This window comes from Pararhizobium qamdonense (assembly GCF_029277445.1).
In the GTDB taxonomy this organism is placed as follows: Bacteria; Pseudomonadota; Alphaproteobacteria; order Rhizobiales; family Rhizobiaceae; genus Pararhizobium; species Pararhizobium qamdonense.
Genome location: NZ_CP119566.1, coordinates 1641207 through 1656172, shown reverse-complemented (window position 1 = coordinate 1656172; position 14966 = coordinate 1641207). Strand labels below are relative to the sequence as shown.

Annotated in this window: 11 protein-coding genes; 2 read left to right on the top strand and 9 right to left on the bottom strand. The window is 60.2% G+C overall.

Annotation, left to right across the window (positions count from 1 at the left end):
- Positions 1 to 2: 2 nt before the first annotated feature.
- The 3 genes from urtC to urtA all read right to left on the bottom strand — a co-directional run bounded on the left by urtC (position 3) and on the right by urtA (position 4425).
- On the bottom strand, positions 3 to 1184 hold the full coding sequence (gene urtC, locus PYR65_RS07935; protein WP_407951315.1) for an urea ABC transporter permease subunit UrtC: 1182 nt from the start codon (positions 1182 to 1184) through the stop codon (positions 3 to 5).
- 8 nt (positions 1185 to 1192) lie between these two features.
- Positions 1193 to 2800 (bottom strand): urea ABC transporter permease subunit UrtB, encoded by a 1608-nt coding sequence (urtB, locus tag PYR65_RS07930; protein ID WP_276120573.1) that lies wholly within the window; start codon positions 2798 to 2800, stop codon positions 1193 to 1195.
- A 335-nt stretch (positions 2801 to 3135) separates the two neighbouring features.
- Entirely contained in the window at positions 3136 to 4425 is a 1290-nt protein-coding gene (gene urtA / locus PYR65_RS07925; protein WP_060639719.1) for an urea ABC transporter substrate-binding protein, read from the bottom strand.
- A 315-nt stretch (positions 4426 to 4740) separates the two neighbouring features.
- Between urtA and PYR65_RS07920 the strand changes: the two genes are divergently transcribed.
- Together PYR65_RS07920 and PYR65_RS07915 are read left to right on the top strand one after the other, a co-directional pair.
- The gene (locus PYR65_RS07920; protein WP_276120572.1) at positions 4741 to 8130 is read left to right on the top strand and encodes a hybrid sensor histidine kinase/response regulator; all 3390 of its coding nucleotides are present in this window, start codon (positions 4741 to 4743) and stop codon (positions 8128 to 8130) included.
- Entirely contained in the window at positions 8078 to 9046 is a 969-nt protein-coding gene (locus tag PYR65_RS07915; RefSeq protein ID WP_407951283.1) for a response regulator, read from the top strand. Before PYR65_RS07920 ends, PYR65_RS07915 begins: the two co-directional genes overlap by 53 nt.
- Before the next feature lie 239 nt (positions 9047 to 9285).
- Here PYR65_RS07915 and PYR65_RS07910 read toward each other — a convergent pair whose 3' ends face one another.
- From PYR65_RS07910 to PYR65_RS07885, 6 genes are all read right to left on the bottom strand, one after another.
- The gene (locus PYR65_RS07910; protein ID WP_060639716.1) at positions 9286 to 10407 is read right to left on the bottom strand and encodes a branched-chain amino acid ABC transporter substrate-binding protein; all 1122 of its coding nucleotides are present in this window, start codon (positions 10405 to 10407) and stop codon (positions 9286 to 9288) included.
- A gap of 122 nt (positions 10408 to 10529) precedes the next feature.
- Entirely contained in the window at positions 10530 to 10874 is a 345-nt protein-coding gene (locus PYR65_RS07905) for a DUF6867 family protein (RefSeq protein ID WP_060639715.1), read from the bottom strand.
- 118 nt (positions 10875 to 10992) lie between these two features.
- Positions 10993 to 11718 (bottom strand): ABC transporter ATP-binding protein, encoded by a 726-nt coding sequence (locus PYR65_RS07900; protein ID WP_060639714.1) that lies wholly within the window; start codon positions 11716 to 11718, stop codon positions 10993 to 10995.
- A complete protein-coding gene (locus tag PYR65_RS07895; RefSeq protein WP_060639713.1) occupies positions 11715 to 12602 on the bottom strand; it encodes an ABC transporter ATP-binding protein in 888 nt (295 codons plus the stop codon). Before PYR65_RS07895 ends, PYR65_RS07900 begins: the two co-directional genes overlap by 4 nt.
- Positions 12603 to 12604: 2 nt before the next feature.
- Complete coding sequence (gene livM, locus PYR65_RS07890; RefSeq protein ID WP_276120570.1) at positions 12605 to 13990, bottom strand: high-affinity branched-chain amino acid ABC transporter permease LivM; 1386 nt, start codon at positions 13988 to 13990, stop codon at positions 12605 to 12607.
- Between the two features lie 4 nt (positions 13991 to 13994).
- Positions 13995 to 14897, bottom strand: coding sequence for a branched-chain amino acid ABC transporter permease (locus PYR65_RS07885; RefSeq protein ID WP_060639711.1), 903 nt, complete (start codon positions 14895 to 14897; stop codon positions 13995 to 13997).
- Between the last annotated feature and the right edge of the window lie 69 nt (positions 14898 to 14966).

Below are 14966 nucleotides of genomic sequence, written 5' to 3'. Positions count from 1 at the left end.
TTCTACTCCGCAGCCTGGGGTTTCAGTGTCGCAAGCTGGCTGTCCGCCTTGGCAGCCGCCTTGTCCTGGTAGGCCTGCTCCACGGCATCCGCTTTTTTCTGCTCCTTGCGCCGGGCAAGGAACTGCTGGACGGTCCCGACCACGCCCTTGGGCAGGAACAGCGTGGTCGCCACAAACAGCGCGCCGAGCGCAAACAGCCAGAATTCCGGGAAGGCGGCCGTGAAGATGCTCTTGCCGAAATTGACGAGGATGGCGCCGATGATCGGTCCGATCAGCGTGCCGCGCCCGCCGACCGCCGTCCAGATCACCACTTCGATCGAGTTTGCCGGGGCGAATTCGCCGGGGTTGATAATGCCGACCTGCGGCACGTAGAGCGCACCGGCCACACCGGCCATCATCGCCGAGACGGTGAAGATGAACAGCTTCATGTTCTCGACGCGGTAACCCAGAAACCGGGTCCGGCTTTCGGCATCGCGCACGCCGACCAGCACCTTGCCGTATTTCGAGCGGACGATGGCGGAACTGAGCAGCAGAGCCAGCGCCAAGGCGATAGCGGTTGCGGCAAACAATGCGGCCCGCGTACCCCCCGCCTGGACGTTGAAGCCGAGGATTTCCTTGAAGTCGGTGAGGCCGTTATTGCCGCCAAAGCCCATTTCGTTGCGGAAGAAGGCAAGCAGCAGCGCGTAGGTCATGGCCTGGGTGATGATCGACAGATAGACGCCGGTGACGCGCGAGCGGAAGGCGAACCAGCCGAAAACGAAGGCAAGCAGTCCCGGCACCAGGAGCACCATCAGCGCCGCAAAGGCGAAATGGTTGAAGCCGTACCAGTACCAGGGCAATTCCTGCCAATTCAGAAAGACCATGAAATCCGGCAGCAGCGGATTGGCATAGACGCCGCGATCACCGATCTGACGCATCAGATACATGCCCATGGCATATCCGCCGAGCGCAAAAAATGCGCCATGGCCGAGCGAAAGAATGCCGCAATAGCCCCAGACGAGATCCAGTGCGAGCGCAAGAAGCGCGTAGCAGAGATATTTCCCAAGCAACGGCACGAGATAGCCGGGCACATGGAAGGCGCTGTCTTGCGGGATGAGCAGATTGGCAAGCGGCACCAGGGCTGCGGCCAGCAGGATCAGGAACACGGCCCAGAGCGTCTTTTTCTCGTGCCGCATGAACAGCATTTGCGCAATCATTGTTCGACCGCCCTTCCCTTGAGCGCGAACAGGCCACGAGGCCGCCGCTGGATGAATAGGATGATGAAGACGAGGATGAGGATCTTGCCGAGCACCGCGCCGGCATAGGGCTCAAGGAACTTGTTGGCGATCCCGAGCGTCAAGGCGCCGACCAGCGTGCCCCAGAGATTGCCGACGCCGCCGAACACCACGACCATGAAACTGTCGATAATGTAGTTCTGGCCGAGATTGGGCGAGACATTGTCGATCTGGCTGAGCGCCACGCCCGCCATGCCGGCAATACCGGAACCGAGGCCAAAGGTCAGCGCATCGACCCAAGGGGTGCGAATGCCCATCGACGACGCCATGCGCCGGTTCTGCGTGACCGCGCGCATCTGCAGGCCGAACTTGGAGCGCTTGAGCAGCAGGAGCAGCGCCACGAAGACACCGAGCGAGAAGACGATGATCCACATACGGTTATAGGTGATGGCGAGACCACCGGCCTCAAAGACGCCGGACATCCAGCTGGGATTGTCCACCTGCCGGTTTGTCGGGCCGAAAATGGTGCGGATCGCCTGCTGCAGGATCAGCGAAATACCCCAGGTGGCGAGCAGCGTTTCGAGCGGCCGGCCGTAGAGCCAGCGGATGACGCTGCGCTCGATGCCGACCCCGACCAGGCCGGTAAACAGGAATGCGGCGGGAACGGCAAAAGCCAGCGAATAATCGGTCATGCCGGGGGCGACGGCCGCCACCGTCTGCTGCACCACATAGGTCGTATAGGCGCCGAGCATGACCATTTCGCCATGCGCCATGTTGATGATGCCCATGACGCCGAAGATAATGGCAAGGCCGATTGCCGCCAGCAAAAGCACCGAGCCGAGCGACAGGCCGTACCAGACGTTCTGCGCCACATCCCAGGCGGCAAGGCTGCGGTTGATGGTGTCAATATGCGCCTCGATCGCCGGCCTCAGATCATCCGGCGCAGTCGCCATTGCAGCCGTCAGGATTGTCAGCGCATCGCGATTGCCGCGTGCCGCGATCGTGTCGATGGCGGACTTCTTGTCCGCAGCGCTGGCATCGGTCTTGAGCAGGATAACGGCGCGCGCGGCCTCCATCGTCGCCTTGACCTCGGTATCCTGCTCCTGCGAAAGCGCGGAATTCAACAGCGCGAGATTATCTGGATGGGCACTCTTGAGCAGGTCCTGCGCGGCCGCAAGGCGTGCCGGGCGCTCGGGGCTTAAAAGGGTCAACTGGCTGAGCGCCGCGCCGATGGCACCGCGCAAACCATTGTTCAGCCGGATCTTGGCCAGGTTCCCCGGCACCCCGGCGGCGGCAACGCCGGTCAGCACATCGAGATAGGTGCCGTCAGACGGGCCTTCGAGAAAGACCGGGCCGCCGGTCCTTGGCGCATAGAGTTTGCCGTCGCTGAGATTTTGCAGGATTTCGCCGGTTTTCGGATTGCCCGATGCGGCCAGCGCCTTGACGGCCTCGATCTTCTGCGGGAACGCGGTTGCCCCCAGTGCATCGACCAGCGGCCGGATATCTTCCTGCGCACGCAGGCCCGTTGCAAGGCAACTGACCAGCAGGCAGAGGGCAACAAGAAAGGTCTGGAGGGCGCGATACATGAGCTCTTCTTGTCCGTTCGCTTGGGTTGTTCGTCGGCTTGGGCACCGCGCATTGACGGGAGATGCTTGATGCCGGCGCTGTTGCTTAAGATTTCCGCAATCCGCTCGCCCGGCGATCACATCGAACAGGGACCGGCCCCGCAACCGCATCCTTAAGCTCAGCCATGCAGAAACCATGCCACATGGGGGCGGGATCAGGTCCCTCCGCCCAGACGGGTCTGAGCGGAGGGTATTCGCATTTTAATCAGGACGTTCTGAAAATGGACTTCGGGAAACGGCGGTCAGGCCATTGCCGGATTATGCTGATCTTGATGAAACAGCCGGTATGCGTCGAATCAGGAACCCTTGCCGCCGCACTTGCCCGTTGCAACGTTGAAGTTGCCGCAGGACATCGGCTTGCGCCAATCGGAAATCAGATCCTTGGAGTCCGGCAGGAAGTCCGACCATTCGTCGCCAACGACCTGCGGGGTCTGCTGGACGATTTCAAACTGGCCGTCCGCCTGGATTTCGCCGATCAGAACGGGCTTGGTGATGTGGTGGTTCGGCATCACGGTGGAGTAGCCACCCGAAAGGTTGGGAACGCTGGTGCCGATGATCGTGTCGAGAACGGCGTCCGTTTCGGTGGTTCCGGCCGCTTCGACCGCCTTTACCCAGGCATTGAAGCCGATATAGGCGGCTTCCATCGGATCATTGGTGACGCGCTTGTCGTTCTTGGTGAAGGCATGCCACTGCTTGATGAACTCGGCATTGGCCGGGGCATCGACGGACTGGAAATAGTTCCAGGCAGCGAGATGGCCGACCAGCGGCTTGGTGTCGAGACCGGCAAGCTCTTCTTCGCCGACCGAGAAAGCGACGACCGGAATATCGGTGGCCTTGATGCCCTTGTTGCCAAGTTCCTTGTAGAACGGCACGTTGGCATCGCCATTGATGGTCGAGACGACGGCGGTCTTCTTGCCGGCCGAACCGAATTCCTTGATCTTGGCCACTTCCGTCTGCCAGTCGGAGAAACCGAACGGCGTGTAGTTGATCAGGATGTCTTCCTTCGGAATGCCCTTGGCAATCAGGTAGGCTTCCAGAATCTTGTTGGTCGTGCGCGGATAGACATAGTCGGTGCCTTCAAGCACGAAACGCTCGACGCCTTCGGTGTTCATCAGATAATCGACGGCCGGGATGGCCTGTTGGTTCGGGGCAGCACCGGTATAGAAGATGTTGCGCGAGGATTCCTCACCCTCGTACTGGACCGGGTAAAACAGGATCGAATTCAGCTCTTCGAACACCGGCAGGACCGACTTGCGCGACGACGACGTCCAGCAACCGAACACGGCTGCGACCTTGTTGACGGAGATCAGTTCACGGGCCTTTTCGGCAAAGAGCGGCCAGTCGGAGGCGGGATCGACAACGACGGCCTCAAGCTTCTTGCCGAGAAGGCCGCCCTTCTTGTTCTGCTCTTCGATGAGCATCAGCATGGCATCCTTGAGCGTCGTCTCGGAGATGGCCATGGTGCCGGACAGCGAATGCAGAACGCCGACCTTGATCGTGTCTTCGGCAGCCTGGACGCTGGAAAATGCTGTCGTGGCCAGCGCGCCAGCCAGGAACGCGCCCAGGATCTGGGATTTGTATGTCATGTGTGAACCCCTCTCGTTCTTTTGACGACGGCTTTTGCGGATGCCGTTCGTGCTGGAACTATCCGTTGAGGGTGCCGGATTCTGTATACGTCAATTGACGTAGTGACCGGGGCGAACTGTGCACTGCAGCACACATCATCGTCCCTTTGACCGGACGCAAGGCCCTAACTTGCGGGCATGGGAGCGCAACGCCGCACTTGCGCAAACAATAATGCCACTCCCGAGGCGAACCGATTCTCGCACTTGCAAAAAATCCTTGACCGGAGGACATTGCCTAATCATTGATCACATTGAAAATGGGAATATAAATTAGGCATGACGGCACGCCAGCGCATCATTCCGGTCCGGCGCGAATATAACCGCTGGGTCGCCAACCAAACGCTGGAAGACTATGCCTTGCGCTTCACGGCCAAGAGCGCCCGGCAATTCTCCTCGCAGCGCATCTCGCAGACCGCGATTGGGGCGATCTCCTTCCTGGCGCTCGAGGCGATCGGCGGCGCCATCACGCTGTCCTATGGCACCACCAACGCCATCATCGCCATTCTCGCAGCCAGCCTCGTCATGCTCGGCGTCGGCCTGCCGATCAGCCGCTATGCCATCCGCCACGGCGTCGATATCGACCTTTTGACGCGCGGCGCGAGCTTCGGCTATATCGGCTCCACCGTTACCTCGCTGATCTATGCGAGCTTCACCTTCATGCTGTTTGCCATTGAGGCATCCATCATGTCGGCAGCGCTGGAACTGGCGCTCGGCATCCCCGTCTGGATCGGCTATATCATCAGCGCCGTCATGGTCATTCCGCTGGTCACTCACGGCGTGCGGCTGATCAGCAAATTCCAGCTTCTGACCCAGCCGTTCTGGATCATCCTCAACATAGCCCCGTTCATTTTCATCGCGCTCGCGGACTGGAGCAAGTTCGACCTGTGGCTTGCCTTTCCCGGTACCGGCAAGCCGATGGGCGAGCCCGGCGCACTGGCGCCATTCTCGCTGCTGGAGTTCGGCGCTGCCTCCGCCGTCATTCTCGCCCTGATGGCGCAGATCGGCGAGCAGGTGGATTTCCTGCGCTTTCTGCCGCCGGAGGGCCAGCGCAAGCTGCATCACCGGGTTGCCGTGTTCCTCGCCGGCGCCGGCTGGGTGATCGTCGGGGCGCCAAAACTGCTGGCGGGCTCGTTCCTCGTGGTTCTGTGCTTGAGCGCCGGGGTGCCTGTCGAACATGCCGCCGATCCCGCGCATATGTACCTGACCGCGTTTGGCTACATGATCCCCTGGCACAATGCCGCGCTTTTGCTGATGGCCGCCTTCGTCGTCGTGTCGCAGTTGAAGATCAACGTGATGAATGCCTATGCCGGTTCGCTCGCCTGGTCGAACTTCTTCTCCCGCCTCACCCACAGCCATCCCGGCCGCGTCGTCTGGCTGATGTTCAACGTGGCGATCGCGCTTCTCCTGATGGAGCTGGGCATCTACAAGCTGCTTGAGGAAACGCTCGGCATTTTCTCCATCATCGCCATGGCCTGGCTCTGCACCATCTCGGCCGATCTGTTCATCAACAAGCCGCTGGGGCTGGCGCCGCCCAATATCGAGTTCAAGCGCGCCCATCTCTACGATATCAACCCGGTCGGCACCGGCGCCATGACGGCATCGGCGCTGATTGCGCTGACCGCCCATTTCGGCGTGTTCGGCGCCATGGCCGCCTCACTTGCGCCCTATATCGCGCTGATCACCGCCTTTATCGTCTCCCCCGCCATCGCCTGGGCGACGAAGGGCAAATATTACCTCGCCCGCAAGCCCCGCCAGAGCTGGAAGAAACTCTCGACCGTCACCTGCTCGATCTGCGAACATCCGTTCGAGCCCGAGGACATGGCCTGGTGCCCGGCCTATTCCGCGCCGATCTGTTCGCTCTGCTGCTCGCTGGACAGCCGCTGCCACGACATGTGCAAACCGCACGCGAGCTTCAACGCCCAGACAGCCGTGGTGGCCAAAGCTTTGCTGCCGCAAAAGGTGATGGAGACGCTGTCCACGCGGCTCGGCCGCTATGGCATCGCCGTCGTGCTGTCGGTTGCCTGTATCGGCATCATCCTGGCGATGATCGCCCACCAGACCGGCACCGCCTCGCCCGAAACCGCATCGGTGATCAACCGGACAGTCGGCGTGGTCTTCTTCGTCTTTGCCGTCGTGACCGGCGTCGTCTGCTGGTTCTATGTGCTCGCCCATGACAGCCGGCTGGTGGCGGAAGAGGAATCCTCGCGCCAGAATACCCTGCTCCTGAAGGAAATCGCCGCGCACAAGAAAACCGACGCCGCCCTGCAATATGCCAAGGAGACCGCCGAGGCCGCCAACCGGGCCAAAAGCCGCTATGTCGTCGGCCTCAGCCACGAATTGCGCACCCCGCTCAACGCCGTACTCGGCTATGCCCAGATCCTTGAGCGCGACGAGACCATCCCGGCACCCCGGCAATCCGCCATCAAGGTCATCAAGCGCAGCGCCGACCACCTCTCCGGCCTGATCGACGGCCTTCTCGACATTTCCAAGATCGAGGCCGGCCGCCTGCAGGTCTATTCCAACGAGATCAACATCCAGGATTTCCTCGACCAGATCACCGACATGTTCCGCCCGCAGGCGCAGGCCAAGGGCCTCATTTTCGAGCATGACCGGGCAAGCGCCCTGCCGCAATATGTCCGCACCGACGAGAAGCGCCTGCGCCAGATCCTCGTCAATCTCTTGTCCAATGCCATCAAGTTCACCGATACCGGCAAAATCCGCTTCGACGTCACCTATCGCAGCCAGGTTGCGACCTTCACCGTCTCCGATACCGGCCGCGGCATTTCTCAGGCCGACCTGCCGCGCATCTTCGAGCCCTTCCAGCGCGGCGAGGCCGAGCATATCCGGCCGATGCCAGGGCTTGGCCTGGGGCTCACCATCACCCAGCTTCTCACCCAGACGCTCGGCGGCGAGATCGTCGTCGAGAGCGAGCGCGACCGGGGCTCCACCTTTCGCGTCCGGCTGATGCTGTCGGCGATCAGCCGGCCGACCGCGTCGCTTCCCTCCATCCGCAAGATCGCCGGTTATGCCGGCCCGCGCCGCACCATCGTCGTCGTCGATGACAACGAGGACCATCGCGACCTGATGCGCGAAGTGCTGATGCCGCTCGATTTCGTGGTTTTGACGGCTGCAGGCGGTATGGAATGCGTCACCCTGATCGAGGGCATCAAGCCCGATCTTTTCCTCATCGATATCTCGATGCCGGGCATGAACGGCTGGCAGCTGGTGACGCGGCTGCGCGACCACGGCCAGACGGCGCCGGTCATCATGCTGTCGGCCAATATCGGTGACGGGACCGCGGCAGATACCCATACCGGCCATAACGACACGCTCGCCAAGCCCTTCGATATCCGCCAGCTGCAGGACAAGCTGGCGGTGCATCTGGCGCTGGAATGGATCTATAGCGACACGGTGCAGCCGGTGCAGACGGCCAAACCCCGGCGCACCATGACCAACCCCGGCGCCGCCCATATCGAGGAATTGATCCGGCTCGGCGAAATCGGCTATGTCCGCGGCATCGAGGCCAAGCTCGCCGATCTCGCCCGCCTTGAGGAGAACCAGCCCTTTACCGACGCGGTCAAGACCTACGTCCAGGCTTTCGACCTTGCCGGCTATGCCGACTTCCTGCAGAACATCAACAAACAGGGGAGACCGGCTGGTGAATGAAGCAGTGCATCCGCGCGACATCGTGCTCATCGTGGACGATTCCCCGGAAACGCTGGGCTTTCTCACCGACGCGCTGGAGCAATCCGGCTTTTCCGTACTGATCGCCACCTCCGGCAATGCCGCCATCAATGTCGTCGATCGCATCACGCCGGACGTAATTTTGATGGATGCCGTCATGCCCGGCATGGACGGTTTTGAAACCTGCCGGACGCTGAAGACCAATCCGGCCGTGGCGCAGGTGCCGGTGATCTTCATGACCGGGCTGACCGAGACCGAACATATCGTCCACGCGCTCGAATCCGGCGGCGTCGATTATCTCTCCAAGCCGATCAACATCGACGAACTGCGCGCCCGCATCCGGGTGCATCTGGCCAATGCGCGTTCGGCGCAAAGTGCACGCGTGGCGCTCGACGCGGCAGGACGGCATCTGCTCGCCGTGCGCAGCAATGGCACCATCCAATGGTCGACACCGCAGGCAACCCGGCTCGTCAACGCGGCGACCGGCCGCGACGACGGCCTGGACACGCTCGCGGACCATATTCGCGGCTGGCTGCAGGAGCGCGCAAAACATGGCGTCTCCAAGGACGGCCCGCTGATGATCCACCAGAACGGCCAGCCGGTGCTGCAACTCGCCTATCTCGGCGCGATCGGCGGCGACGAATACCTGTTCCGTCTGACCGGCGTCAGCCAGACCAGCGACGACGAGGTTTTGCGCCAAAACTTTGCCCTGACGGTGCGCGAAGGCCAGGTTCTGCTCTGGATCGCCAAGGGCAAATCCAATCGCGACATCGGCGAAATCCTCGGCCTCAGCGCCCGAACGGTCAACAAGCACCTGGAACAGATCTACGTCAAACTCGGCGTCGAAAACCGCGCCTCCGCCGCCGTCAAGGCGGCGAATGCGTTGCGGCAGGAATAGTCACCTCACCCTGCCAAATGGCTCTTGGCGATCGAAAAACGCGGTGATCTTGTCCACCACCCGTCATGCCCACGGCGTTGCGCGCTCATTGAGCTTATTGCTCGAATGCGGCAGGAGGAGAACATTTTTCGAGCCCGCATCCCTGTTTGGAAGATTGAACTCCGCCACGCAAAAAGGCCCGGACATACCGGGCCTTTCGCGGTCCACAAGGACCCATTCACACTGACATCGAAAAACGATTACTTGTCGTTTTCGAAGTAGCTGAACTTGCCGTCGTCACCCTTCTTCCAGGTGTACATGACGTAGTCCGGGCGGGTGATGTCGCCCTTTTCGTCATAGCCGAACTCGCCGATAACGGTCTTGAACGGACCCTTGCCCTTGATGTTTTCGGCAACAGCCTGCGGGTCGTTGCCGCCGGTTGTCTTGGCAGCTTCTGCGATGACCTGGAGGGCTGCGTAGGAGTAGAGCGTGTAGGCTTCCGGCTCAAAGCCGTTTGCGCGGAACTTTTCGACCAGTTCCTTTGCAGCCGGGTTCTTGCGCGGATCCGGAGCGAACGTCATCAGCGTGCCGTCAACAGCGTCGCCAGCGATCGAAGCCAGTTCGTTCGAAACGATACCGTCGCCCGACATCAGGGTTGCCTTCAGGCCCTGGTCAGCCATCTGGCGCATGATGAGGCCAGCTTCCGTGTGCAGGCCGCCGTAGTAAACCAGCGTGACGCCGGCTTCCTTCATCTTGGCGATCAGCGCCGAGAAGTCCTTGTCGCCAGCCGTAATACCTTCGTAGACGGCTTCCTTGACGCCGGCTTCGTTCATGGCAGCCTTGGTCAGGTCAGCCAGGCCCTGGCCGTAAGGTGTCTTGTCGTGAACGACGGCAACCTTGGCGTCCTTGAAGTTTGCAGCAATATAGGCACCGGCAACAGCGCCCTGCTGGTCGTCACGGCCGCAGGTACGGAAGGTGTTCCACAGGCCACGCTCGGTAAAGACCGGGTTTGTGGATGCAGGAGTGATCTGCAAGATGCCGTTTTCAGCATAGACTTCCGAAGCCGGGATCGAAACGCCGGAGTTGAAGTGGCCGATCACGAACTTGACGCCGTCGGCAACGAACTTGTTGGCAACGGAAACGCCCTGCTTCGGATCGGAAACGTCGTCGCCGAGCACGATCTTGATCTGCTCGCCGTTGATGCCGCCGGCAGCATTGATGTCAGCTGCGGCCTGCTCGGCACCCTTCTGGAGCTGCGCGCCGAAAGCGGCGTTCGGGCCTGTCAGCGGGCCACCAACACCAACCAGCAGATCAGCCCATGCAGTGCCGCTGAAAGCGACCATTGCAGTCAGCGCAACAGCTGACAAAAGTGACTTTTTCATCTTGTTACTCCCAAAAAAATTGAGCGGGTGCATTTTAAACCAGTCACGATACCCACCATAATCGCGCCGGTATTCTTATCTCCGCATCAAGCCTTAACGACTTATATGCGGGGTTCCCTCTGTCATTTGGACTTCCACGAAAAGGGTGTCACCTTCTCATAGAGCCAGTAGTAATTGTTGGTCATCTGCTGCGTGCGGTAGTAACGGTAACCTGCCGTAGCAAACAGCAAAAGAATGATCGTGTCCACGACATAGTACTGCAAAACCAGCATGCTGCCGTTGAAAAGCGCGTGGTGAATGAAGCGGATCGCCACGCCAAGAAGCAGCGTGTAGACGACCAGAACGCCGTAGCTGCTCCAGCCTTCGGCAGCGCTCTTTCCAGTGCGCCAGGCCGTCCATCCGCCCATCACGATGGTGATGAGCGCAAAGTATAGAACCGAAGGTTCTTCGTAGAGAATGCCTTGCATTCCGTTTCTCCCCTTCAAAGCGCCGGGCGGTTTTCAAACCGCGTGCGAACGCCCCAACGTGTCGGATGGGCAAACCGGCCCCGGCGCAGAAATACCTTTGCCATGAGCCGGTCTGCCATCAATGATGACCGCCTTCGAGATAGGCCGCGCGCACTTCTGGATTGGCGAGCAATTCCTTGCCCGTCCCGCTCATCGTCACCTTGCCATTGACCATGACATAGCCGCGATGGGACAGTTTCAGGGCTGCGAACGCATTCTGCTCGACGAGGAAGACGGTAAGCCCTTCCTCTTCATTGAGCTTCTTGATCGCCGCAAAGATGCCCTTGACGATCAAGGGCGCCAGACCGAGTGACGGCTCGTCGAGAAGCAGCAGCTTCGGGCGCGCCATCAGCGCGCGGCCGATCGACAGCATCTGCTGTTCGCCGCCCGAAAGCGTTCCGCCGCGCTGCGCCTGGCGTTCCTTCAGGCGCGGAAAGAGCGTGAAGATCTTTTCCACGTCCTCGTTGAAATATTTCAGATTGTCGAGGCTGGCGCCCATCTGAAGATTTTCATAGACGGTCATGCGCGGAAAGATCCGGCGGCCTTCCGGCGACTGGGCGATGCGCAGACGCGCGATCTCGTGCGTCGGCATCCGGGTAATGTCCTGGCCGTCAAACGTGACGGAGCCGGTCTTTGCCTGCGGGCTGCCGCAGATCGTCATCATCAGCGTCGATTTGCCGGCGCCATTGGCACCGATCATGCAGACGATTTCGCCGCGCTTGACTTCGACTTCGACGCCGCCAAGCGCCCGGATATTGCCGTAATATGTCTCGACGTCTTTGACATGCAGAAGGTTATCGCTCATTTGGGCGTATCTCCCGGCGCAGCGACAGCGATTTCCTCGATCTCTTCGAACACCTCTTCGACCTCATCATCTTCCACACCGAGATAGGCCGCAATAACCTTCGGATCGTTCTTCACATGGTCCGGATTGCCATCCGAAATCTTCTGGCCGTATTCCAGAACCACGACATGGTCGGAAATTTCCATGACCACCGACATGTCATGCTCGATCAAAAGGATCGAGGTGCCGGTATCCTGGCGGATGCTGCGCAACAATTCGTTGAGCGCCAGCGATTCGCGCGGGTTGAGACCGGCCGCCGGCTCGTCGAGGCAGAGAAATTCCGGGCCGGTGCACATGGCGCGGGCAATTTCCAGACGGCGCTGGGCGCCGTAAGGCAGATCGCCGGCCGGATCGTCGGCGCGGTCGGTCAGGTTTGCCTTGTCGAGCCAGTATTTTGCCTGCTCGATCGACTGCGCCGCAGCCTTCTTGTAGGCCGGAAAGCCCAAGAGACCGAGGATCGTATAGCCCGATGCCAGCATCAGCTTGTTGTGCTGTGCCACCAGAAGGTTTTCCAGCACCGTCAGACCTGAGAAAAGCCGGATGTTCTGGAACGTCCGGGCGACCTTGGCGTCGCGGTTGACCTCGAAATCCGACATGCGTTCGAGCAGATATTCCTTGCCCGCCTTCTGCCGCATCGTGATCATGCCCATCGTCGGCTTGTAGAAGCCGGTGATGCAGTTGAACACCGTGGTCTTGCCGGCCCCGTTCGGGCCGATCAGTGCAGTGATGTCGCCGCGATAGGCTTCGAACGACAGGTCGTTGATGGCCATCAGGCCGCCGAAGCGCATCGACAGATGGTCGACCTTGAGGATTGGATCTTTCGTCATCGTATTCGTTCCGGCCATGATCAACCGTGACCTTCCTTGGTGAAGCTGCCGGAGACACTCTTGCGTTCGCGCAGGAATGCTGTGGGTTCGCGCGAGCCGACAAAGCCGCGTGGTTTCCACACCATGACAATGATCATGGCCAGACCGAAGATCAGCATGCGGTACAGTTCCGGGGTGAAATCGGGGCCGAAGATGTGCTTCAGGAATTCCATTTCACGCAACAGCTCGGTGCCGCCGATCATCAGCGTCGCCGCAACGGCGATACCGATCAGCGACCCCATGCCGCCGAGAACCACGATGGCAAGGATGATGGCCGATTCCAGGAAGACGAAGGATTCCGGCGAGACGAAGCCCTGGCGCACGGCAAAGAAGGAGCCTGCAAACCCGCCGAACATCGCCCCTGTTGCAAATGCGGTAAGCTTGGTCGTCACCGTATTGATGCCGAGCGAGCGGCAGGCGATTTCGTCTTCGCGCAACGCTTCCCAGGCACGGCCGATCGGCATGCGGCGCAGGCGGATGGTGACGAACGCCGTCAGCAGGCAGAGCGCGAGGATCAGATAGAACAGGAAGATCTTGTAATAGGACGACGACATCGGCAGCGCGAAGGCCTTGGCAAAGTTGTTCGGCGCGCTGACATCGAAAGACCAGATGCCGAAGACCGATGCCTTTGCAATGCCCGAGATCCCGAATGTGCCCTTGGTGACGGCCGTCCAGTTGATCAGCACCAGCCGGATGATTTCCCCGAAGGCCAGCGTCACGATTGCCAGGTAGTCACCCTTGAGCCGCAGAACCGGGAAGCCGAGGATCATGCCCCAAAGGGCGGCGAAGATGCCGGCCAAAGGCAGGAGGATCCAGAAGGACAGGCCGAAATGCGACGATAGCAATGCGTAGGAATAGGCACCCACCGCATAGAAGGCGACATAGCCCAGGTCGAGCAGGCCGGCGAGACCGACGACGATGTTCAAACCCCAGGCCAGCATCACATAAATCAGGATCTGGATGCCGAAATTATCCACCCATTTCAACGAGCCCTGGAAGCCGAACAGTCCGACCATGATGGGCGGATAGACGATCAGGACCGCAATGGCGATCAGGCTGAAATTGCGCACGAAGAAGTTGGCGTCCTTGACCGGCGCGGCGGCTTTTTCAGCCTTTCGCGCGGCCAGGTAAGGCCGGATGAAGGCGACCGACAGGAAACGGCCGACTGCGGCAATGACGACGAAGATTGCGAGCAATCCCCAGCGCTGAACGAGGATCAATTCGTTGAGAATGTTCTGGTCGGTCTTCAGACCGACGAACAGCACGAAGAGACCGAGAGCGACGAGGCCGGCATAAAAACCCTCGCGCAGAGCCCGCGCCATCAGGTTGCTGCCGGCGCTCTCAGGTGTGTTGGTGATGTTTGCCATGGATTTATACCTTCTCGACTTCCGGCCGACCCAAAATACCCGACGGCTTGAAAATCAGCACGATGGCGAGGATCGAGAATGTCGCGACATCCTTGTAGTCGATGGTGAAATAGGCGGACCAGAGGGACTCGATCAGACCGATCATCAGACCGCCCAGCACAGCGCCCGGCAGCGAGCCGATACCGCCCAGAACAGCGGCCGTGAAGGCCTTGACGCCCGGCGTGAAGCCGTCGGTAAAGACGATGACGCCGTAATACATCAGGTACATGGTACCGGCGACGGCAGCCAGTGCCGCACCCATGATGAAGGTGATCGAGATTGTCTTGTCGACATCGATGCCGAGCAACGCGGCCATCTTGCGGTCCTGCTCGGTGGCGCGCTGCGCCCGGCCCAGCGGCGTGTAGTTGACGATATACCAGAAGATCGTCAACAGAACCGCCGTCACGACAACGATGATGATCTGTTTCAGCGAGATCGAGATGCCGAACACGTCGTAGACCGACGACACCATGGACGGGATCGGCTTGTTGCGCGGACCTTGCGTCACCTGGATGAAGTTTGACAGCGCGATCGACATGCCGATCGCGGTGATCAGCGGCGCAAGGCGGAAGGAGCCGCGAAGCGGCCGGTAGGCCATCTTTTCAATGACCCAGTTCCACAAACCCGTCATCACCATCGCCACGATGAGCATGATGAACAGGGCAAGTGCAATCGGAACACCGCCGAACAACCCGACCAGAATAAGATAGACAATCAGTGCTGCAAAACCGCCCAGCATGAAGATATCGCCGTGGGCGAAGTTCACCATGCCGATAATGCCGTAAACCATTGTATAACCAATGGCAATCAAACCGTAAATCGAGCCAAGAGTCAGCCCATTGACGAGCTGCTGGACAAAATACTCCATCAATATCCCCCGGGTCTGATCCTAGTAAGGTCAGACCTCTTCTTTTCGCGGCTCTTTTTGAGCCTTTTC